This is a genomic window from Rhodococcoides fascians A44A, from assembly GCF_000760735.1.
GTDB classification, from domain to species: Bacteria; Actinomycetota; Actinomycetes; order Mycobacteriales; family Mycobacteriaceae; genus Rhodococcoides; species Rhodococcoides fascians_E.
Genome location: NZ_JMEX01000005.1, coordinates 1,272,601 through 1,293,000, shown reverse-complemented (window position 1 = coordinate 1,293,000; position 20,400 = coordinate 1,272,601). Strand labels below are relative to the sequence as shown.

The following is a 20,400-nucleotide window of genomic DNA, read 5'->3' as shown; positions in this document are numbered from 1 at the left end:
ACGTCTTGGACGTGTGCGGTCGCGATGGTGCACCGTCGTAGAGTGTCAGCCCACGAGTACGAGTACGACGAGAAGTCCATCGTCGTCACCGAAGCCAAGTCCTACGCAGCGGGCGTTCCGGCCGTGCTCGTGTCCCTGCAGCGAGGCGTCGAGCAGATGGGCCCCGGCCGCACCGCGTATTCGCTGGCAAAACTCAATCAGCGCAGGGGTTTCGATTGCCCGGGGTGCGCATGGCCGGAGACTCCCGGACACCGCAAGCACGCCGAGTTCTGCGAGAACGGCGCGAAAGCGGTCGCCGAAGAAGCGACCAGGAGAACGGTCGGACCGGACTTCTTCGCGACGCACTCGATCGACGACCTGCTCGGGCGGACCGAGTACTGGCTCGGCCAGCAAGGTCGCATCACGCACCCGATGGTGCTGCGGCCGGGAGCGACCCACTACGAGGAGATCGACTGGGACAGCGCCGAGCGCATGATCGCCGACGAGCTCAGGCAACTCGCCACCCCGGAACAGGCGATCTTCTACACCTCCGGACGTACGTCGAACGAGGCTGCCTTCCTGTACCAGCTACTGATCAGGTCCTTCGGTACCAACAACATGCCGGACTGCTCCAACATGTGCCACGAATCCTCGGGGAGTGCGCTCAGCGCGTCGATCGGAATCGGCAAAGGCTCGGTGTCGGTTCCGGACATCGAGAACGCCGACCTCATCCTCATCGCAGGCCAGAATCCCGGCACGAACCATCCCCGCATGCTGTCCACCCTGGAGAAGGCAAAAAGCAACGGAGCGAAGGTCATCGCGATCAATCCGTTGGTCGAGGCCGGGCTGAGGCGGTTCAAGGATCCGCAGAAGGTCGGCGGTGTCGTCGGGGACGGCGTCGCCATCGCCGACGAGTACCTGCAGATCCGGCTGGGCGGGGACATGGCGCTGTTTCAGGGCCTGGGAAAGATGCTCGTCGACGCAGACGACGAGGCGCCGGGCACCGTGATCGACCGGGCCTTCGTCGAGACCTACACGGCGGGATTCGACGACTGGATCGACCATATCCGCGGTGTGGACATGGACGTCGTGCTGGAGGCCACCGGGCTGTCGATGCGCGAGATCCGCGACACCGCGGAGGCTCTCGTCCACTCGGAGAAGACGATCGTCTGCTGGGCGATGGGGCTGACGCAGCAGACCCACGGCGTCGCGACCATCGAGGAAGCAGTGAACCTGCTGTTGCTGCGGGGGATGATCGGAAAGCCAGGGGCCGGTGTCTGCCCCGTGCGTGGACATTCGAACGTCCAGGGTGATCGCACCATGGGCATCTGGGAAAAGATGCCCGAGTCGTTTCTCGCGGCACTCGACGACGAGTTCGGCATCCACTCTCCCCGCGACCATGGACTCGACGCCGTCGACTCGATCCGAGCGATGCGCGACGGCCGCGGCACCTTCTTCATGGGCATGGGCGGCAACTTCGTCTCGGCGACACCGGACACCGCCGTCACCGAAGCGGCGCTCCGCAACTGCTCCCTGACCGTTCAGGTCTCGACCAAGCTGAACCGCAGCCATCTGGTCCACGGACGAAGCGCTCTGATCCTGCCGTCGCTCGGACGGACCGACCGCGACGTGCAGGCGTCGGGCAAGCAGTTCGTGACCGTCGAGGACTCGATGTCGATGGTGCATGCCTCGCGCGGTGGCCTTCGGCCGTCGAGCGCATTCATGCGATCCGAGGTGTCCATTGTGTGCGGAATCGCCGAAAAGCTTTTCGGGCCGGGGCATTCGGTGCCGTGGGGGAGCTTCCGTGACGACTACGACAGGATTCGGGACTCCATTTCCCGGGTCGTCCCCGGGTTCGAGGACTTCAATCGCAAGGTCCGGCAGAAGGAAGGGTTCGGGCTTCCGCATCCTCCCCGCGACAGTCGTACCTTTCACACCTCCACCGGCAAGGCCAACTTCGCGGTCAACGAGTTGACGTGGTTGCCGGTCCCCGAGGGGCGGCTGATGCTGCAGACCATGCGGAGCCACGACCAGTACAACACCACCATCTACGGCCTCGACGATCGCTATCGCGGCGTGAAAGGTGGCAGAAGGGTGGTGTTCGTCCATCCCGACGACATCGCGTCGATGGGATTCGTCGACGGGGAGGTGGTGGACCTCGTCTCCGAGTGGCCACTTCCCGACGGCACCGTCGCCGAGCGTCGTGCCGACCGGTTCAGAATCGTCGCCTACTCCACGCCTCGCGGAAACGCGGCAGCGTACTACCCGGAGACCAACCCGTTGATTCCTCTCGACCACGTCGCGCGCAAATCCAACACTCCGGTGTCCAAGGCCGTCGTCGTCCGGTTGGAACGCCGCCGTCACGGCTAAACTCGTCCGGTGAGCACCGCGGACGGCGACAATCGAACCTATGGCGGCATCGCCGTCGAGGATCGTCGTTCCCGGAGACGGTCGCAGTTTCTCGCCGCCGCGCTCGACGTGTTCTCCGAGAAGGGATACACAGCCAGTTCTGTTGCGGACCTGTGTCGTTCGGCCGGGTTGGCGCGCAGGCAGTTCTACGACGAGTTCGCGAGCCGAGAGGACGCGCTCATCGCGCTGTACGACTCGATCCAGGCGGACGCCAAGGCAGCAACGACGCAGGCGGTCGCGCGGTGTACGACCTCCGACACGCACGAGCTGGCTACGGCGGCGATGGGGGCGTACGTCGAGTCGATCGGCAAAGATCCACGCAGGGCCCGTATCTCGTTCGTGGACAGTGTCGGCGTCAGTCGTCGCATGGACGAGCATCGGTTGGCCGAGCGCGCGGTGTGGCGCGAGTTCTTCGCGCTGACCGTCCGGTCGGCGGTGGGTGAGGATTACGTGCCGCCGGGCGGTTACGAGATGGCGTCGACGGCGTTCATCGGGGCCCTCATCGCGCTCGTGCAGCAATGGAGCACGGCGGATCCGCGACCCGATGTCGAGGACCTCACGAACATCATGGTCGGGTTCCTCGACTCGTTGCTCCTGCACTGAGGGCAAGAGCCGAGCCCGCGAGCGGCCACGGGATCAGGTGGTTGTAATCCACATCACTTCTGATCTACTCTCCACGGAGTCCAAGTTAGACAAATACATCTAACTTGTTTTTCGGGGAGGCTGAATGTCCGTTCGAAGAGTGGTTCTCGGTGTGGTTGCGGCTGCAAGCGTCGCCGTCGCGGTGACCGCCACCGCGCCGCCAGTGGTAGCGCAGCCGGCGTTCCCGGCGATTCCGGAGTTCGATACGGTGTTCTACTCGCCGGAGCAGTCGATCGTCTCCGCTGCCGATCCCGGCCAGATCATTGCGTCTCGGCCGGTGAACGTGGCAAACCTCGGTGTCCTCCCGGTCAACGTCGACGCCTGGCAACTGTCGTACCGGTCCAACGACAGTCGCGACGAAGCGATCCCGGCGGTGGCCACCGTGCTCAAGCCCCGTGGATACGTTCCGGGCAGGCCACTGCTGTCCTTCCAGATCGCCGAGGACTCACTGGGTGCCTACTGTGCGTCGTCGTACGTGCTGCAGCAAGGCTCCATTCCCTGGCCGCTGACCGGAGCGATCACCGGAGGAGCACAGTTCCTCGAGATCCAGGCCGCCCTGGCCCAGGGCTGGGCCGTCGTGGTGCCCGACCACCAAGGGCCGAACTCGGCCTTCGCGGCCGGCCCACTCGCCGGGCGGATCACCCTCGACGGAATCCGTGCCGCCGAGAACTTCGACCCGCTCGGGCTGGACGGACGCGCGACGAAGGTCGGAATGATGGGGTACTCCGGCGGATCCATCGCGACAGGTCATGCCGCCGAGCTGCACGAAAGCTACGCCCCCGACCTGAACATCGTCGGGGCCGCCGAAGGCGGAATCGTGGCCGATGTGGGTGCGCTCGTCGACAACTCGAACAACGCGCTCGGTGCAGGAATCGTGGCATCCGGCATCATCGGAGTCTCCCGTGAGGATCCCGAGCTCGCGCAGTTCATCGACCAGAAGCTCAACCCCTTGGGCAAAGCGATGTTCGGCGCGAAGCAGAACCTGTGCATCGGATGGAACTCGGCCATCGCACCGTTCGTGAACCTCAAGGGGCTGTTCGACACTCCCGGCGATCCGCTTCGCGAGCCGGTAGCGCAGAGCGCGCTCGCCAAGCTGCAGATGGGCAAGTCCGTCCCCCGATTCCCCATGTACATGTACCAATCCAACCCGGACTGGCTGGTACCCGTCGGGCCGGTGAACACGCTCGTCGACACGTACTGCGCCGACCCGAACGCGAGCGTCACCTACACGCGTGACCACTTCAGCGAACACCTCACCCTCGAAGTGGTTGCTGCGCCGAGTGCGCTGCTGTGGCTCCGCGACCGGTTTGCCGGAGTGCCGGCCGAGCCGGGCTGCCGCACCACCGACGTCGGCTCGATGGCTCTGGACTCACGGACCTGGCCGGTGTGGCAGGACGTCGTCGGCGATCTGGTTGCCGGCCTCTTCGGTCAACCGATCGGATCCTGACCGGTCGGCCGAACCACGAGAGTCAGCGGGGCTCGGACCGTGACAACACGGTCCGAGCGCACCGCACGACCGTCGCCCGGTCGTGCGTGATGGCGTACTCGAACTCGCGGTCCGGATCGTCCTCGCCTCGGTGCAGGTCCCGGGCCGACAGTACGCAGCAGAAGAACTGCCCGAGCACCACGACATTCCATTCGTCGACCAGGTCGTCCGAGGCGTCGAGAGACGACCCGACGATGCCGGGCACTGCCAGCTCTCCGAGGCCGATGCCGTAGACGCCGGTGTACGCGGTCCGGCCCGCGAGGGTGCGCCATCTGCGCCTCGTGCGCGCAGTGAAGTGCCGGGAATGCTGAAATGTCCCCAGCACCAATGTGTCCGGACCTGCGTCGGAAGCCTGTGCCTCGATGTGCATGCTCATCTGCACGAGCAGTTTCTTCGTGCTGACCGTCGTCGTCTGGTCGGTCGACGCGATGACGAACGCGGACGTGTGATCGCTGGACGGGGTGTTCCACGTAGGTGGTGTCACCGCGTCCGGGCGCACGTCGCCACCGTCGGCACGGAAGAGATCGCCCAGGCCGAACGTGGCTCCGAGCGCCAGTGCTCTGTCCCGGTCTCGATCGGAATCCACGCCCCGCGCCACCACGACAGCTCCGGTGCGCTCGGCCTGGGCAGCAAGGACGTGCAGTGCTCTGGCCGCGGCGACGTCGGTCGCGCTACCGGTCATCTCGGGCGCGAGGATGATGACATCCGGCTCGATCAGCGGAAGCAGGGCAAGTGACTCCGGTCCCGTGCCGACACCGTCGAGCGCGACCGGCCGCGCTTGCGCACGCGCCGATTCGACGGTGCTGAGAACCGATGCCGGATTGCGCGAGAACGCGACGTGGTCGATCACGACTGCGTCGGCGAGAACCCCCGTCGAGCGAGAGGTGGTGCGCCCCGGGTCGAGCTCGACCGGGATCACGTCACCAGGAGCGAACCGAGGGGAGCTCACCGTGTACCTGCTGTTCTCGTGTGGGGCGAAAGGATCACGCGTGTGATGCGCTCGCGAGGAGACGAAGATGAGACGGCCATCCGAGCACGTCCAGCGTTCGCCCGACCGCGAGGGGGCAGGAGGTGATCGTCAGCGTCCGGCCCCCAGCCGTGTCGACCGACGCGAGCACGTCGACTCCTGCGCTGCTGAAGAACGTGACACCGGACATGTCCAGCTCGACGTGTGGATTCTGCTCGAGGGCCTCGCTCAGACGACGAGCGAAGGACGGTGCAGTGATCAGATCGATGTCACCGGACACGACCAGTGTCGATGCCGACGCCGAGCTCTGTACCTCGGTCTCCTGGTCGAGTAGAACGTGCGTCATCTGTTCCTCCCGAGTCGATAGTTGTTCGCTGCAATCATCGTGACGGAACAAGGTATCCGTAGGGATGCACGAACAATAACGAATTCGTAACAAACATAACGATTGCATAACGAGACGCCTCGAATCTCCTTGCGATATCTTGTCCCCCAACGAGATTCGACGGAGTCCGTAGTGTCCGTTTCGGGTCTGCGGGTCTCGAAACGGTAATGAAACGCGACGAGCTGCACGTGTCGGACGGGTCTGCGAGGCTGTGAGGCATGACGGAATCGGCCAAGGAAGATCTGCAGAGGTACCTGCAGGCAGGACGCACTGCACTCCTTTGGAAACTGGACGGCTTGTCCGAGTACGACATGCGTCGTCCGATGACACCCACCGGCACCAACCTGCTCGGTCTGATCAAGCATCTCACCGTCGTCGAACTCGGATACTTCGGCTGGACGTTCGACCGGCCCTTCCACGAAGCGGTGCCGTGGGCAGAGGAGGGCGAGGACCCGCACGCAGACCTGTGGGCCAAGGCCGACGAATCCACGGAGTACATCGTCGGGCTGTACCGACAGATCTGGGAACACTCGGACCGCACCATCGCCGAGCTTCCGCTCGACGCCACCGGCGTGGTCCCGCATTGGCCTCGTGAACGGGCCACCGTCACCTTGCACCGCATCGTCGTACACGTCATCGCGGACATGGACCGACATGCAGGGCACGCCGACATCCTTCGAGAGTTGATCGACGGATCGGTCGGCCTCACGCTCGGCAACGAGAACATGCCGCCGGACGAGACTGCGTTCTGGGCCGATCACCGCGCACGCGTCGAGGAGCACGCACGTCGGTACCAGCCCTGATCTCGTGCGAGACTGGCTCGCGTGAACGCGGAGCTTCCCGGTGCAGTGATCGACCTCGCGCGCACGGCAACCCGTGTCGCTGTTCTGACGGGCGCAGGAATGTCGGCGGAGTCGGGAATCGCGACGTTCCGTGACGCCCACACCGGCCTGTGGTCGCAGTTCGATCCCGCCGATCTCGCCAGCCCCGAGGGCTGGGCGCGTGACAGCGACCTCGTGTGGGGGTGGTACCGCTGGCGGGCCGAACTGGTCCGGCGGTCCGCGCCCAATGCGGGGCACCTGGCCCTGGCGGAGTGGCAACAACGCACACATCTCGACATTGCCACGCAGAACGTGGACGACCTGCACGAGCGAGCGGGCTCGCACGTGATCGCTCACGTGCACGGAAGTCTGTTCGATCCCCGGTGCTCGGAGTGCGGAGTGCACTCGCAGCCGGAGGCGGACGTGGTCGACGAGGAAATTGAACGCGTCGTTCCTCCCGAATGCCCGTTCTGCGGCGGGCCGATGAGGCCGGGGGCGGTCTGGTTCGGAGAACCGCTCCCTCAGGATCAGTGGACGGCAGCGGTCTCCGCGGTGGAACACGCGGACCTCGTGCTCGTCGTCGGCACGTCCGGTGTCGTGTTTCCGTTCGCCGGCCTGCCAGCGATGGCTCGCAGCACGGGTGCCGTCGTCGTCGAGATCAATCCGGTGGAAACCGAGATTTCCGACATGGCCGACCACCGCCTACGCACGACGGCGGCACTCGGCCTGCCTGCGTTGGTCGCGGCGCTCGACTGAGCTGGTGGGCTCACTCGAATTCGAGCCGCATCGATCGCGCTGCGAAGTGCAGTAGAAGTACGAAGCCGCCGATGGAGACCACCACGGGAGACCAGACGACAAAGGACATCAAGACCGCCACGTCCTTGTAGGCGACGACGTACACGGCGATGAAGGTGGTGGCGGCAACGCACAACAGAATGTGCGCGGCGAGCATCCACTTCTCGAAGAAGAATCCGACGAACATCCCGATCTCGATGAAGAACGCTGTCTTTCCGAGGGTGATCTCCGGCGGAAAGTCGGCAACGATCGTCGCGGAGAAGATGGCGATGTTGGCAATCGTGACGAACGCGAATGCCTGGTTCAGCGTTGGCCACGGGCCGAACAGCCAGAACAGCCCCATCGCATAGGCCGTCATCATCGATATCCACTGGACTGCGGAGGGGATGGGTGTCGTTGCGCCGTAGCCGAACACCATTTCCAGCGTGACCACAACTGCCATGGCAAGTGTCGCGAACGCGATCACGACCTTGACGATGCCCTTGACGGCGAGTGATTCCATCGCGTCGACGGCCCACTCGTAGTGCACCTCGGACGATGTCAGCGCACTGGTCATCGTGTTCCACCCCTCCGATCGATACCGCGAGTCGATTGAAACACATACTTTGGGACCGCAGAGTGGATATCGCCTGGAACAACCGTCGCAAGGCCCAGACATAAAAATCAACTCGAGTTCAGCCCTCCCCTTCGATCGCCTGCTCTGTTAGACCTCCGATCGTGCTGTGTCGAAAACAGGTTCGGTGCAGTCGAAGAACACGAGGAGAGATGGCGACGTGAGTGACCTGGCGGGTAGAACGGTCGTGTTGATCGGTGGCGCAACCGGAATCGGCTATGCGGTGGCCGAGAAAGTCGTCGGGGCAGGCGGATCGGTCGTCCTCGGCGGCCGTACATCGTCGACCCTCGAGAAGGCGGCGGACGCACTGGGCGAACGCGCGAGGTGGCAAGTGGTCGACACGTCGTCACCCGCATCGGTGGAGGACTTCTTCGCCGAGCTCGACTCGGTGCACGGTTTGTTCACCACTGCCGCGACCTATGTGACGGGTTCGCTTCGCGAGCTGTCGGAAGCGGACGCGGCGTCGGCGTTCGAATCCAAATTCTGGGGTCAGTACCGCGTGGTCAAAGCTGCGGTGAACACGCTGACCAGTGACGCATCGATAGTGTTGATGGCCGGTGCTGCCAGTGTCAGGCCACCGGGAGCGGCTCCTGCGTACGTCGCGGCCAATGCTGCGATCGAAGGCCTCGGTAGGGGATTGGCGGTAGAGCTCGCGCCCATTCGAGTGAACTCGGTGTCGCCGGGAACGATCGACGGACATCTGTGGCGGAGCAGACCCGACGACGTCCGCATCCCCGCGTTCGAACAGTTCGCGTCCGCGACCACACTGGGGCGGGTCGGGGTGGAATCCGAGGTTGCCGATGCCGTCGTCTACCTCCTCACCAGTGGGTACACGACAGGCTCCACGTTGTATCCCGACGGTGGTTACGCACTTCGCTGACGCGTAATGTGTACGGTTGTCCTAACAAAAGGAGATCTCATGCGTCTGGGAGTTGTCGGATACGGCGTCGGGGGGCGGTACTTTCACGTGCCCTTCGTACAAGCGGCAGAAGGGGTCGAACTCGTCGGCATCGTCACGCGTTCTCCCGAACGTGCGGCTCAGGTCGAACTCGATGCGCCGGGCACGCCGGTGTACGGCAGCCTGACCGAACTGATCGATGCGGGCGTGGACGCCGTCACCATCACGACCCCACCCGAGACGCGTCGGGAGCTGGTTCTCGAGGCCGTCGCGCGCGGTGTGCACGTCATTGCCGACAAACCTTTTGCGCCCGACCCCCGGGGCGGACAGGACCTCGTGGATGCCGCGGCCGACGCCGGAGTACTTCTCAGTGTTTTCCAGAACCGGCGGTGGGACGCCGACATCCTGACTCTGCGCGGCGTGATCGACAGCGGCAAGCTCGGCCGGATCTGGCGAGTGGAGTCGAGGTTCGATCTCGACGAACCCGCCACGCTCGAACTCGGACCGACCGGTGGACTGCTGCGAGACCTGGGAGCCCACCTGGTCGATCAGGCGCTGTGGTTGTTCGGTCGCGCCACCAGCGTGTACGCGCGCATGGATTGGGCCGGCGAGGGCGACGATCGAACCGACAGCGCGTTCGTCGTCGATCTCGACCACGAGAGCGGTGTTCACTCGACCCTGTCCGCCACCAAGGTCAACCACTTCCAGGCGCGCCAGCTTCGGGTGTACGGAACGGACGGCAGTTACTACTCCGACGGAACCGACGTCCAGGCGCAGGCCGTCTTCGCCGGCCGTCGCCCGGCGGACGAGCCGGACACGTTCGGCTACGAGCTCGAAGAGCGCTGGGGCACACTGCATACGGACGCGGGTGCAGAGAAGGTTCCGTCCGCGCAGGGGAGTTACAAGAACTACTACCGCGACTTCGCCGCCGCTGTGCGCGGCGAGGGCCCGCAACCGGTCCCTGCGTCCGAGGTCATCCACACTCTCGAGGTGCTCGACGCCGCACGCCGCGCCGCGGAAACAGGTGAGGTCATCCGGTTGTAGGCTTTTTCTCATGCCTGCACGCTCGGTCGAACTGCGAAAACTCGGATTTCTGACGATCGGATTGTTCGACGAGCACAACCCCGCGCTCGGCCACGAATCGACACTGCAGATCATCGAACTCGGCGAGCAACTGGGATTCGACAGCGCGTGGCTGCGTCACCGCCACCTGCAGTACGGGATCTCGTCCCCGATCGCGATCATGGCTGCGGCGTCGCAGCGCACCAGCAGAATCGAGCTGGGGACGGCGGTGACTCCACTCGGGTGGGAGAACCCGCTTCGACTCGCCGAGGACCTCGCGACGGTCGACGTGCTCTCCGGCGGTCGTATCAACCCGGGTGTCAGTGTCGGACCACCCATGCAATTCGACCGAGTGAAGAACGCGTTGTATCCGGACACCGCCGACGTCGAGGATTTCAGCTACACCAGAGTGAACCGCCTTCTGTCGCTGGTTTCCGGTCAGCCCGCGTCGAACTGGAGTGGCACGGTCGGGATCGAGCAGTTCTCCGACCGTGTTCAACCCCATTCGCCTGGCCTGCGGGACCGAATGTGGTACGGGGGCGCCAGTCTTCGGTCTGCTCGGTGGGCAGGCGAGACAGGAATGAACCTGCTCGTCAGCAGTGTGGTGAAAGCCGAGGAGTCGGAGAACTTCGACGAGATCCAGCACTCGCACATCACGACGTTCCGCGAGCATCACCCGCAGAAGAGCGCGGCGCGTGTGTCACAAGGACTCGTGGTGATCCCGACCGATTCTGCGTCCACCGACCAAGTGGAGAAGTACCGTGCGTACGCGGAGTCCAGACGGGCACGCACGGCAACCCCGCAGGGGCCGGCGAGGATGATGTTCGCAGCCGACCTGGTCGGAACCTCGCGTGAGATCGCCGACCGGTTGTACGACAACGCGGCCTTCCGCGAGGTGGACGAAGTGGCGTTCGCACTACCGTTCAGCTTCGATCACTCGGATTACGTGCAGATTCTGACCGACATGGCAACGGTTCTCGGTCCCGAACTGGGATGGCGACCGTCACACGGCTGAACCTGCCGACACTGCGTGTGGGATGCCGTGAGCGTGGGTAGCCGAAAGTCACGCTTTCGGCATTGGAGGACAACACCATGGTTCACGTGGAACGCACATTCACCGTCCGGCGCCCACGCAAGGTCGTCGTCGACTACCTTCGGGATTTCGCACACGCGGAAGCATGGGACCCGGGCACGCAACGGTGTGTCCGATCGACACCGGGACCGATCGGTGTCGGTACCGAATGGCACAACGAATCCAAGCTCGCCGGGATCAGCACCGAATTGACGTACCGGTTGGTCGAGGACAGGCAGGACGTCGTCGAGTTCGAAGGTAGGAACAAGACGGCGACGACAGTGGACCACATCGCGTTCGAGGACGCAGGCGACGACTCCACTCGAATCACCTACGTCGCAACCATCACGTTCAACGGACTCGCGAAACTGTCGGACCCGGTGTTCAAGCTGATCTTCGAACGTATCGGCGACAAGACCGTCGACGCCATGACGCGCACCCTCGAAGGGCTGTGAAGACAGACGAACGGGGCCCGAACCGATTCGGTTCGGGCCCCGCACGTGTGAGTGGGAGTGAGAATCAATAGAAGGTCTTGCGCCCACCGACTGCGCGGCCGGTGGCACCGAGAATGGTCAGGACTGCTCCGACGACGACAAGGATGATGCCGATCGTGGTCAGAATGCTGATCTTGGCGAAAATGCCGATCAGCGCGAGGATGATTCCCAGGACGATCACTGTCTTACCTTCTTTCGAGTTCGGTGCCGCTCGTGCGACAACCGCCGACCTTCGTTCGTTGATCGTCGAACAGGAGGTGAGTACCCGAACTCCTGCCGAATATGCGGGCGGGACGGATGTTTCGAACATTTCACAGGCGACCGTCTCCGGAGTTCGTATTTCACGTGGCGACGCGACCCGACCGGATGGCCCGTTTTTGTGATCGGTGCCGGTTTCGGGTGACAGAAATGACAACGCCCCGACCGAAGTCGGGGCGTTGCGGCGTGAGTGAGCGGGATATCAGCCGGCGTTCGACGCCGCTTCGGTCTCGCTCGACGCGCCCGCGGTCGAGAGCTGACCGCCGGAGTTCTCCAGGTGCGCACGAACGAACCAGTGGAAGAGCTCGAGCTGGCCGCTCTGCCCGATCAGCAGATCCTCGGTGACGGGATCGATCTCGCCGATCTCCGCAATGGCCTTCCGAGTGTCACCGATGACGCCTACGTAGACCAAGTCGAGGGCTCCGAGGTGCTCGATGGCCGTTGCGCGGCCGATCGAGTAGTCGTCCCACGAACGCTCCTTGACGATGGTGCCGGGCGTTCCGAGTGCGGCTGAACCCAGCGTCGCAATACGCTCCGCCACGTCGTCGGCGAACCCACGAACCGCTTCGACCTGAGGGTCGAGCATCTCGTGCACGGAGATGAAGTTGGGTCCCACGACATTCCAGTGAATGTGCTTGAGGGTGAGATGGAGATCGTTGTAGGCGTTGAGGCGGTCCTGCAGCAGTGCAGCGACGCGCGCGCCCTGGTCGGTGCTCAATCCGGGAACTGTGTAGGAATTCGAATTGGTCATGAAACGCACGTACCCGGGGTGCTTCGCGTCGAAACACCCCGGGTACGTATGTGGGGAAGACTACTTCGGTTCCGACCCTCCACCGAGGTCGGACTCGGTCTTCAGGTCCGTCGACCGATCCTTGGTCAGGCTCGCCGACGTGCTGCCTGCGGGGCCGGCCGGATCGTCCGCCTCGATCGAATCTGCTGAATCTGCCGACTCCTTCGGCGGATTCTTCAGGCTCAGGATTATCGAACCTGCGAGGACCACGATGATGACCACCAGGCTCACCATGGACGGGATCTCGGGGATCGACGTGCTGATCACCTTGTGGCTTGCCTGCAGAACCAGCTTGACGCCGATGAATCCGAGGATGATCGCGAGGCCCTTGGACAGGTAGTGGAACTTCTCGAGAAGACCCGAGAGCAGGAAGTACAGGGCGCGCAGGCCGAGGATCGCGAACGCGTTGGACGAGTACACGATGAACGGGTCGTCACTGACCGCGAGAACAGCGGGCACACTGTCGACCGCGAACACGAGGTCTGCTGCCTCGATGGCGACGACGACGGCGAGCAGCGGGGTGGCAACGCGCTTGCCGGCTTCCTTGACGAAGAACTTCGTGCCGTCGTACTCGTCGCGAACCGGGATGACCTTACGCAGCAACCTCACTGCGATGGACTGGCTCGGATCGTACGAGTCCTCCTCGTCCTTCATCAGCTTCCATGCGCTGTACAGCAGGATGGCGGCGAAGACGAACAGAACGACGGTGAACTTGCTGACGATCGCGACACCCGCGGCGAGGAAGATTCCGCGGAACACGAGGGCGCCGACGACGCCGAAGAACAGAACGCGGTGCTGGTACTCACGGGGGACCTTGAAGTATCCGAAGATCAGCGCGAAGACGAAGAGGTTGTCCACCGACAAACTCTTCTCCAACAACCAGGCCGTCGTGTATTCGACGCCTGCCGTGGTACCGAGAGTGGCGAACACGACGCCACCGAAGATGAGAGCGACGCCGACCCAGAGCGCACTCCACCAAGCTGCTTCCCGGAAGCCGATGATGTGTGCGCCGCGGTGGGCAAGTAGGTCGATGGCCAACAGAATGACGACAACGGCTGCGAAAGCCGCCCACGCCCATACGGGGACGTTCATCGGCGAGTGTCCTTACTGGTGAATCGAGATCCGAGGCTCTTCAGCTTGGCCTGGTTCTCGGGTTTGGTGGCGAAAGCGCGCCCTTGCGCAATGAGCTTCTTACCCTGAGGGCTACGGGCGAACACCTGCAGTTTCTGAATCAGTGATGCCATGAAACGGTGCTCCTTGTCGATAGAAGGTTCTCGGCGGCCGCTTGCGACCGCGACTCCTCAAGTGTGCCTGTATCGATTGCGGCAGTCATCGTCCGAACGCGGACATGTTTGACCGATTTCGGTTGCCGTATCCCGGCAACAAGAGGCGCTGACTCGGCTCAAACGTGACCCGGAGCTCAGCTCCCCGTCGGCCACCCGAGCAATCTGGCGCCGTACACGGCCGTCTGCAGGGTGAATCGTTCGGCCGGATCGCCGACGTCGTGGCCGGTCAGTGCGGCCACTCGGGCCAGACGGTAGGTCACGGCACGAACGGACAAATGCATCGCCCGGGCTGTCGAGGCAGAATTTCCGCCTGTTCCGAAGAAGGCGAACAACGTGTCGAGCAAGGGGCCTGCGCCGCCACGTGCAGTCAGCAACGGAGTCAGAACCGTGTGCACCAGATCCGTGATTGCGGCCTTGTCGTCCAACAGCACCCGGTACACCAGCAGGTCACGTGCATCCACCACCACAGTGCCCAGGCCCAGCTTCGCGCCGAGGTCGAGCGAATCGACTGCTTCACGATACGACGACACGACACCGGCCACGCTGGGCCCCGTCCGCCCCACTCCGATCCGCCGGGTCCATGTCCCCGAGACATCGACCCTCTCGGTGGCCTCGCGAACACGGTCGACGACGTACTCCACCGCTGCGTGATCCGGGGCAGCGAACACCACGACAAGGCGGCCTTCCTTGCTCGCGACGAGAACCTCCGAGTCCGCTTTGCTTCCTTCCACCGCGCGTTCCACCTCGGTGATGACCCGGCCACCGTCGGTGAACGGCGTACTGGCCGCGACGACCACGACCGCATGAGGCCCGGTCAGATCCAGACCGAACGTCTCCGCCCTGCCCATCACTCCCGCGATGTCCGCGCTACCGGACAGCAGGTCGTCGACGAATTCACGCCGGGCCGACTCCTCCGCACGTACCAGCACTCGCCTGGCGAGTTGGAATCCTTCGGCGAGCTCGGCGACCGCGTCGTCGACGGCGTGCAGCATCACCTCACCGGCCGTCACGACGGCCTGTGGGTCTCGGTCGGCGTCGACGATCGCAGGAAGCTCCCGCCACAGGCGCCAGGCGGAGGACAGGTACAGATCGAGCAGTGCCCGGAGGGCGACGCCCTGCCGCGCCGCGGTGTCCCCGTGGGTGCGCAGAGTCCGCAGCTGTCGACGCGACAACGTGCGACCCTCGGACACCGCAGAGGTCAGGACCTCCAGAAAATCCCCGAGCAACTCCGTGGACAGCCCGCCGGCATCCTCGGCCGCGAGGTCGGCGACGCTGCGTCGTCGGTCTTGGCTCGTCGGGATCGCGCGATCGTGTGCCACCTGGTCATCGTATTGGTCGAGGTGGCAACGCAGCCCGGGCCGACCGTCCGGGTGATCCGATCACGCGTTCGCCGCGAGGACCGACAACAGCTCGTACGCGACGTGGGCAGCGGCGATTCCGGTGATCTCGGCGTGGTCGTATGCGGGTGCCACCTCGACGATGTCCGCACCGACCACGTCTACTCCGACCAGTCCGCGCAGGGTGTTCAGCAACTCGCGCGACGTGAGCCCGCCCGCCTCCGGTGTCCCCGTCCCCGGCGCGTGTGCAGGATCGAGCACGTCGATGTCCACGGACACGTAGACCGGGCCGGTGTCCAGGCGAGCACGCATGCGTTCGACGATGCTCGCGACGCCGTCGGTTTCGTAGTCGTCGGACCGAACGACCTGGAAACCGAGGATGCGGTCGTTCTCCAGATCCTGCTCGCTGTAGAGCGGCCCTCGGATCCCGATGTGCTGTGAGCGCTCGAGGTCGATCAAGCCTTCCTCGCTGGCCCGGCGGAACGGGGTCCCATGCGTGAACGGCGCCCCGAAATACGTGTCCCACGTGTCCAGGTGCGCGTCGAAATGCAGCACCGCCAACGGACCGTGGTCACGCGCGAGCGAACGCAGGATCGGCAGCGCGATCGTGTGGTCACCGCCGATCGTCAGCACCGACGAACCGTCCTGTCGCAGTCCGGTCACCGCGGACTCGACGGTGGCAAGGGCTTCGGTGATGTCGAACGGATTGACCCCGATGTCACCGAAATCCGCGACCTGACGATCTGCGAACGGGGAGACCTTCAACGCGGGGTTGTAGGGACGAAGCAACTTCGACGACGCTCGGATGTGACCGGGACCGAACCGAGCGCCCGGCCGATAACTGACGCCGGAATCGAACGGCACACCGAGAATCGTGACGTCGGCACGCGACACCTCGTCGAGCCGCGGTAACCGCGCGAACGTCGTCGGCTCGGCATACCGGGGTACCACGGTTGCATCGACCGGACCGATGGGACCGACAGGTGGTCGTTCGGGGCTCATGACGCTGACGATGCCAGACTTCGGATCGTCCCACCGGATGTTTCCCGGGGGCGCCGGACTTCCGTACGCTCTCGGGCAGGACGACAGCACCTCGGGGAGGAGAATTCATGAGCAAGACCGCCCTGCGTGCCTCGCTCTATCAAGGCCCCGAGTTCTCGGGTGACGTCGAAGCGAACCTCGCCGCCGTCGGCCGGGCAGCGGACAGTGCGTCACGTGCAGGGGCCGACATCCTCGTCACGCCCGAGATGTCGATCAGCGGATACGACATCGGGGAGCTCGTCGCGGCCCGGGCCGAACCTGCCGACGGCCCGATCTTCGACGCCGTCGCCCGCATCACGTCCGAGACGGGCGTGGCCGTCGTCTACGGATATCCCGAACGAGACGGATCCGTCGTGTACAACTCCGTTCAGGTGGTCGGCGCCGACGGTTCGCTCGTGGCGCGCTACCGCAAGACCCATCTCTTCGGGGACCTGGACCGCGGCCACTTCGTCCCCGGTGATCGACTCGTCGCGCAGTTCGACCTGGACGGAGTGAGGTGCGGTCTGCTGATCTGCTACGACGTCGAGTTCCCGGAAGCCGTTCGAGCACATGCCGATTCCGGCACCGAATTCCTGATCGTGCCGACGGGGCTCATGACGCCGTTCGACGTCGTCGCCACCCACGTCGTCCCCGCGCGGGCGTACGAGAGTCAGATGTTCCTGGCCTACGTGAACCGATGCGGCCGCGAAAGCGAGCTGCAGTACTGCGGCCTGACGTGTGCCATCGCTCCCGACGGGAGCGAACTCGCTCGCGCGGGCCGCGGCGAGGAGTCCCTGGTGGTCGACATCGATACGGAGATGCTCGCCCGGTCCCGGTCGATCAACACTCATCTCGCCGACCGTCGACCGGACCTGTATCTACATGCCAGAAAGGGAATTTTATGACCACGCCGGTGACGCCGGACAGTACGTCCGCCGACTCGGACGAGCGTCCGTTGACGATGTTCGGTCCCGACTTTCCCTTTGCCTACGACGACTACGTCGCGCATGCGGACGGGCTGGGCGAGGTGCCCGCCTCGGCGCTCGGCAGCGAGGTCGCCGTCATCGGCGGGGGACTGGCCGGCATGGTGGCGGCGTACGAGCTCACCAAGTTGGGCTTGAAGCCGGTTGTCTACGAATCGGATCGAATCGGTGGACGCATGCGGTCCATTCCGTTCGACGGCCATCCCGGGGTGGTGGCCGAGATGGGCGCCATGAGATTCCCGCCGTCGTCCACGACGCTGTTTCATTACCTCGACGTGCTCGGACTGCAGACCGAGCCGTTTCCCAACCCACTTGCCGAGGCTACGCCGAGTACGGTCATCGACCTCAAGGGAACCAGTCACTACGCGCAGAGCCTCGACGATCTGCCCGATGTCTTCGGCGAGGTGGCGCGGGCATGGCAGCGCACGCTCGAGGACCACGCGGATCTCGTTCCGCTGCAACGGGCGATCCGCGCTCGCGACACCGGTGAGATCAAGACCTTGTGGAACGAGCTGGTGCAGCGCTTCGACGACCAGACGTTCTACGGATTCCTCGCGTCCTCCGAACACTTCAGGTCCTTCGAGTTGCGAGAAGTGTTCGGGCAAGTCGGTTTCGGGACAGGTGGCTGGGACACCGACTACCCCAATTCCATTCTCGAGATACTGAGAGTCGTGGTCACCGCTGCCGACGATCACCACCGAGGCATCGTCGGTGGATCGCAACAACTTCCGGTCGGTCTCTGGCGCGCGTCGACGACGTCCGATCACTGGCCGGGCGGGACGTCGGTGGAGTCGCTCAACAACGGCAGCACCTCACCGCGCGTGGTGCGGTTACGCCGCACGGGGTCTGAAATAGTCGTCGGTGACGCGGACGGCGGCGAGCGCACCTATCCCGCTGCCATCGTGACCGCACAGAGCTGGATGTTGCTGTCCACCATCGAATGTGACGACGACCTGTTACCGATCGACCACTGGACCGCGATCGAACGCACCCACTACATGGGGTCGACCAAGGTGTTCGTGCTCGTCGACCGACCGTTCTGGAAGGACAAGGACCCGAACACCGGGCGCGACGTCGTCAGCATGACATTGACCGACCGCATGAGCCGAGGTACGTACCTGCTCGATCAAGGAGAGGGAAAGCCCGGTCTGATCTGCCTGTCCTACACCTGGTCCGACGATTCCCTCAAGCTACTGGCGCTCGGCCCGACCGAACGAATGAACCTCGTGCTCAGATCGTTGGAAGGGATCTACCCGGGGGTCGACTTCCGCTCCCACATCGTCGGCGATCCGGTGACCGTGTCGTGGGAAACCGAACGCGACTTCCTGGGCGCGTTCAAAGCGAACCTCCCCGGTCACTACCGATACCAGGAGCGCCTGTTCGGTCATTTCGTGCAGGACTCCTTCGACGAGCGTCATCGCGGACTGTTCCTTGCCGGCGACGACATCTCGTGGACGGCAGGCTGGGCGGAAGGCGCGATCCAAACGGCCCTCAACGCGGTGTGGGGCGTCGTGCACCATCTCGGCGGATCTTCCCGCGCGACCAATCCCGGACCAGGCGACGTCTTCGAACAGCTTGCCCCGCTGCGGCTCGGTGACCACTGAGGTTGCGCGTTCGGCGCTACCTGACTGTGCCCGTGATGAGCTACGGTCGAGGTCGGTCGGCGTCGCGTCGGGGGCGGCGCCGATTCCGACTGTCCGGGCTCTCGGCGTCCCGGCTGCGCACGCCCGCAGTAGGTTCGAGGCCGGAAGCCCGCTCGAGCAGCGGCTTGGTCCGGTAGGGGATGAGCTCGCTCATCGCGATCGACATGTTGGTGCGTTCCACACCCGGGATCTTCAGGATCAGACCCGCCACCCGGTAGAGGTCGTCGGCGTCGACGGCCGCGATCCGGATGTGCATGTCGGAGGCACCGGAGAGTCCGAACACCTCGAGCACCTCCGGAATGGTTCCCAGATGGTCGGTGACTTCTGCGAGTCGATGCTGATCGACCCTCGTGGTGACGAAGGCCTGCAAGGCGTAGCCGAGACTGCGCGGCCGAACTCGGTGATCGATGGGCGTCAGGGCCTCCTTGTCCTCCCACCGGGTGAGTCGAGCTTGCACGGTGTTGCGAGAAAGACCGAGATCTCCGGCGAGTTCGACGCCGGTAGCACGCGGTTTCGCGCACAGGGCGAGCAGAAGGCGGGCGTCGGTGCGGTCGAAATCGGTCATGGATTCACGGTAGTGGCGACGACCGTTCCGTGCGTGCGAAGGCGCCCCGGCAGATCGCGGATCATCGCCTCGTGGCTAGTGTGCGTTCATGGCCAGTATCGAATCGACCGACCAGTTCCGACTGTCCGGAGCGTGGAACTTCCGCGATGTCGGGGGCGCTCGGACGGCCGACGGTCGCGAGGTTCGGCGAGGCCGGTTGTTTCGATCCTCCGAGCTGAGCCGGCTGGATTCCGAGGGCGAGAACATGCTCGTCCGTACCGGAGTGCGCCACGTGGTGGATCTTCGTGGGCAGTCCGAGATCGACCGCGCCGGTCGTGATCGCGTGCCGTCCTCGGTCCGGGTGCACAGCACTCCGTACGAGAACCACAAGGGTGAACGCGCCCCGCACGAGCTCGGCAACGTCGTCGACGCCGATGCGCAGTTGCAGTACATGATGCGCGCCTACACGTCGTTTCCCTCGCTCGCCGGGGCGAAGGTGGCCATCCGTCGCGTCGTCGACGCGGTCTCGGACGGCAGTGGTGGCGTTCTCGTGCACTGCGCTGCGGGCAAGGATCGCGCCGGATGGACGATAGCGACGGTCCTGCGCGCGGCGGGGGTGCTCGAACAGGACATCCTGACCGACTACCTGGCCAGCAATGCGGCAATCGCTCCGCTGCGCGCGCACCTGTCCGACATCTGGTCGGACGGTGACGGGCAGGGCCGCGAGAGCACGAGCGATGGCAGCTCGGTGTTTCTGTCCAACGCCGTCCTCGGTGTCACCGAGGAGTACTACCGACACGGGCTGAGCGTCGTCGACGAGCTCTACGGATCGTTCGACGGATATCTGAGCGAGCTCGGAATAGGCGTCGACCAGGTCGAACGGTTGAAATCTTCACTGCTCGTCCCGACGGACTGA

22 protein-coding genes are annotated in these 20,400 nt (G+C 64.5%); 12 read left to right on the top strand and 10 right to left on the bottom strand.

The genetic code is table 11. The features are described from left to right. Positions 1-24 precede the first annotated feature (24 nt). The 3 genes from BH95_RS09600 (at position 25) to BH95_RS09590 (ending at position 4,477) form a co-directional block, all read left to right on the top strand. Positions 25-2,349, top strand: coding sequence for an FdhF/YdeP family oxidoreductase (locus BH95_RS09600; RefSeq protein ID WP_037181695.1), 2,325 nt, complete (start codon positions 25-27; stop codon positions 2,347-2,349). 9 nt (positions 2,350-2,358) lie between these two features. Beyond that, on the top strand, positions 2,359-2,991 hold the full coding sequence (locus BH95_RS09595) for a TetR/AcrR family transcriptional regulator (protein WP_020111212.1): 633 nt from the start codon (positions 2,359-2,361) through the stop codon (positions 2,989-2,991). A gap of 124 nt (positions 2,992-3,115) precedes the next feature. After that, positions 3,116-4,477: a lipase family protein gene (locus BH95_RS09590; protein WP_208601153.1), complete on the top strand. Its 1,362-nt coding sequence runs from the start codon at positions 3,116-3,118 to the stop codon at positions 4,475-4,477. A gap of 22 nt (positions 4,478-4,499) precedes the next feature. Here the strand turns inward: BH95_RS09590 and BH95_RS09585 are convergent, their stop codons facing one another. Both BH95_RS09585 and BH95_RS09580 read right to left on the bottom strand, forming a co-directional pair. Next, positions 4,500-5,465 carry a DICT sensory domain-containing protein gene (locus BH95_RS09585; protein WP_244164871.1) on the bottom strand — a complete coding sequence of 322 codons (966 nt, stop codon included), beginning with the start codon at positions 5,463-5,465 and terminating at the stop codon, positions 4,500-4,502. 34 nt (positions 5,466-5,499) lie between these two features. Then, on the bottom strand, positions 5,500-5,829 hold the full coding sequence (locus tag BH95_RS09580) for an STAS domain-containing protein (protein ID WP_019663466.1): 330 nt from the start codon (positions 5,827-5,829) through the stop codon (positions 5,500-5,502). 257 nt (positions 5,830-6,086) lie between these two features. Here BH95_RS09580 and BH95_RS09575 point away from each other — a divergent pair, with 257 nt between their 5' ends. Then, positions 6,087-6,671 (top strand): DinB family protein, encoded by a 585-nt coding sequence (locus tag BH95_RS09575; RefSeq protein WP_037181687.1) that lies wholly within the window; start codon positions 6,087-6,089, stop codon positions 6,669-6,671. A gap of 21 nt (positions 6,672-6,692) precedes the next feature. Continuing rightward, a complete protein-coding gene (locus BH95_RS09570) occupies positions 6,693-7,445 on the top strand; it encodes an SIR2 family NAD-dependent protein deacylase (protein WP_020111209.1) in 753 nt (250 codons plus the stop codon). A gap of 10 nt (positions 7,446-7,455) precedes the next feature. On the opposite strand, the gene BH95_RS09565 is transcribed toward BH95_RS09570, so the two are convergent. Next, complete coding sequence (locus BH95_RS09565) at positions 7,456-8,040, bottom strand: hypothetical protein (RefSeq protein WP_019663469.1); 585 nt, start codon at positions 8,038-8,040, stop codon at positions 7,456-7,458. Between the two features lie 217 nt (positions 8,041-8,257). Here BH95_RS09565 and BH95_RS09560 point away from each other — a divergent pair, with 217 nt between their 5' ends. The 4 genes from BH95_RS09560 (at position 8,258) to BH95_RS09545 (ending at position 11,584) form a co-directional block, all read left to right on the top strand. Continuing rightward, positions 8,258-8,977 (top strand): SDR family oxidoreductase, encoded by a 720-nt coding sequence (locus BH95_RS09560; protein WP_170949205.1) that lies wholly within the window; start codon positions 8,258-8,260, stop codon positions 8,975-8,977. Between the two features lie 39 nt (positions 8,978-9,016). Further along, positions 9,017-10,039 (top strand): Gfo/Idh/MocA family protein, encoded by a 1,023-nt coding sequence (locus BH95_RS09555; protein ID WP_037181685.1) that lies wholly within the window; start codon positions 9,017-9,019, stop codon positions 10,037-10,039. A 10-nt stretch (positions 10,040-10,049) separates the two neighbouring features. After that, entirely contained in the window at positions 10,050-11,072 is a 1,023-nt protein-coding gene (locus BH95_RS09550; RefSeq protein WP_037181682.1) for an LLM class flavin-dependent oxidoreductase, read from the top strand. 77 nt (positions 11,073-11,149) lie between these two features. Then, positions 11,150-11,584: an SRPBCC family protein gene (locus BH95_RS09545; protein WP_026347496.1), complete on the top strand. Its 435-nt coding sequence runs from the start codon at positions 11,150-11,152 to the stop codon at positions 11,582-11,584. Between the two features lie 64 nt (positions 11,585-11,648). On the opposite strand, the gene BH95_RS29215 is transcribed toward BH95_RS09545, so the two are convergent. From BH95_RS29215 to speB, 6 genes are all read right to left on the bottom strand, one after another. Then, positions 11,649-11,804 carry a DUF6131 family protein gene (locus BH95_RS29215; protein ID WP_094653298.1) on the bottom strand — a complete coding sequence of 52 codons (156 nt, stop codon included), beginning with the start codon at positions 11,802-11,804 and terminating at the stop codon, positions 11,649-11,651. Positions 11,805-12,083: 279 nt separating this feature from the next. Then, entirely contained in the window at positions 12,084-12,632 is a 549-nt protein-coding gene (locus tag BH95_RS09535; RefSeq protein WP_019663475.1) for a Dps family protein, read from the bottom strand. A gap of 60 nt (positions 12,633-12,692) precedes the next feature. Continuing rightward, on the bottom strand, positions 12,693-13,763 hold the full coding sequence (locus tag BH95_RS09530; RefSeq protein ID WP_020111203.1) for a TerC family protein: 1,071 nt from the start codon (positions 13,761-13,763) through the stop codon (positions 12,693-12,695). Further along, positions 13,760-13,915, bottom strand: coding sequence for a hypothetical protein (locus BH95_RS29035; RefSeq protein WP_019663477.1), 156 nt, complete (start codon positions 13,913-13,915; stop codon positions 13,760-13,762). Before BH95_RS29035 ends, BH95_RS09530 begins: the two co-directional genes overlap by 4 nt. A gap of 176 nt (positions 13,916-14,091) precedes the next feature. Next, complete coding sequence (locus tag BH95_RS09525; protein WP_052059980.1) at positions 14,092-15,276, bottom strand: PucR family transcriptional regulator; 1,185 nt, start codon at positions 15,274-15,276, stop codon at positions 14,092-14,094. 60 nt (positions 15,277-15,336) lie between these two features. Next, positions 15,337-16,296 (bottom strand): agmatinase, encoded by a 960-nt coding sequence (gene speB / locus BH95_RS09520; protein WP_019663479.1) that lies wholly within the window; start codon positions 16,294-16,296, stop codon positions 15,337-15,339. Between the two features lie 107 nt (positions 16,297-16,403). Between speB and BH95_RS09515 the strand changes: the two genes are divergently transcribed. Further along, a complete protein-coding gene (locus BH95_RS09515; protein WP_037181680.1) occupies positions 16,404-17,219 on the top strand; it encodes a carbon-nitrogen hydrolase family protein in 816 nt (271 codons plus the stop codon). Next, positions 17,216-18,901 (top strand): flavin monoamine oxidase family protein, encoded by a 1,686-nt coding sequence (locus BH95_RS09510; RefSeq protein WP_020111200.1) that lies wholly within the window; start codon positions 17,216-17,218, stop codon positions 18,899-18,901. Before BH95_RS09515 ends, BH95_RS09510 begins: the two co-directional genes overlap by 4 nt. Positions 18,902-18,941: 40 nt before the next feature. On the opposite strand, the gene BH95_RS09505 is transcribed toward BH95_RS09510, so the two are convergent. Then, complete coding sequence (locus BH95_RS09505; RefSeq protein WP_019663482.1) at positions 18,942-19,505, bottom strand: Lrp/AsnC family transcriptional regulator; 564 nt, start codon at positions 19,503-19,505, stop codon at positions 18,942-18,944. 88 nt (positions 19,506-19,593) lie between these two features. On the opposite strand from BH95_RS09505, the gene BH95_RS09500 reads away from it, so the two are divergent. Continuing rightward, a complete protein-coding gene (locus BH95_RS09500) occupies positions 19,594-20,400 on the top strand; it encodes a tyrosine-protein phosphatase (RefSeq protein ID WP_020111199.1) in 807 nt (268 codons plus the stop codon).

Bases quoted from the DNA above. Each gene is read 5' to 3' on its own strand.
- BH95_RS09600 (WP_037181695.1), top strand. From the start codon at position 25: ATGGTGCACCGTCGTAGAGTGTCAGCCCACGAGTACGAGTACGACGAG.
- BH95_RS09590 (WP_208601153.1), top strand. From the start codon at position 3,116: ATGTCCGTTCGAAGAGTGGTTCTCGGTGTGGTTGCGGCTGCAAGCGTC.
- BH95_RS09580 (WP_019663466.1), bottom strand. From the start codon at position 5,829: ATGACGCACGTTCTACTCGACCAGGAGACCGAGGTACAGAGCTCGGCG.
- BH95_RS09575 (WP_037181687.1), top strand. From the start codon at position 6,087: ATGACGGAATCGGCCAAGGAAGATCTGCAGAGGTACCTGCAGGCAGGA.
- BH95_RS09565 (WP_019663469.1), bottom strand. From the start codon at position 8,040: ATGACCAGTGCGCTGACATCGTCCGAGGTGCACTACGAGTGGGCCGTC.
- BH95_RS09555 (WP_037181685.1), top strand. From the start codon at position 9,017: ATGCGTCTGGGAGTTGTCGGATACGGCGTCGGGGGGCGGTACTTTCAC.
- BH95_RS09550 (WP_037181682.1), top strand. From the start codon at position 10,050: ATGCCTGCACGCTCGGTCGAACTGCGAAAACTCGGATTTCTGACGATC.
- BH95_RS09545 (WP_026347496.1), top strand. From the start codon at position 11,150: ATGGTTCACGTGGAACGCACATTCACCGTCCGGCGCCCACGCAAGGTC.
- BH95_RS09535 (WP_019663475.1), bottom strand. From the start codon at position 12,632: ATGACCAATTCGAATTCCTACACAGTTCCCGGATTGAGCACCGACCAG.
- BH95_RS09530 (WP_020111203.1), bottom strand. From the start codon at position 13,763: ATGAACGTCCCCGTATGGGCGTGGGCGGCTTTCGCAGCCGTTGTCGTC.
- BH95_RS29035 (WP_019663477.1), bottom strand. From the start codon at position 13,915: ATGGCATCACTGATTCAGAAACTGCAGGTGTTCGCCCGTAGCCCTCAG.
- speB (WP_019663479.1), bottom strand. From the start codon at position 16,296: ATGAGCCCCGAACGACCACCTGTCGGTCCCATCGGTCCGGTCGATGCA.
- BH95_RS09515 (WP_037181680.1), top strand. From the start codon at position 16,404: ATGAGCAAGACCGCCCTGCGTGCCTCGCTCTATCAAGGCCCCGAGTTC.
- BH95_RS09510 (WP_020111200.1), top strand. From the start codon at position 17,216: ATGACCACGCCGGTGACGCCGGACAGTACGTCCGCCGACTCGGACGAG.
- BH95_RS09505 (WP_019663482.1), bottom strand. From the start codon at position 19,505: ATGACCGATTTCGACCGCACCGACGCCCGCCTTCTGCTCGCCCTGTGC.
- BH95_RS09500 (WP_020111199.1), top strand. From the start codon at position 19,594: ATGGCCAGTATCGAATCGACCGACCAGTTCCGACTGTCCGGAGCGTGG.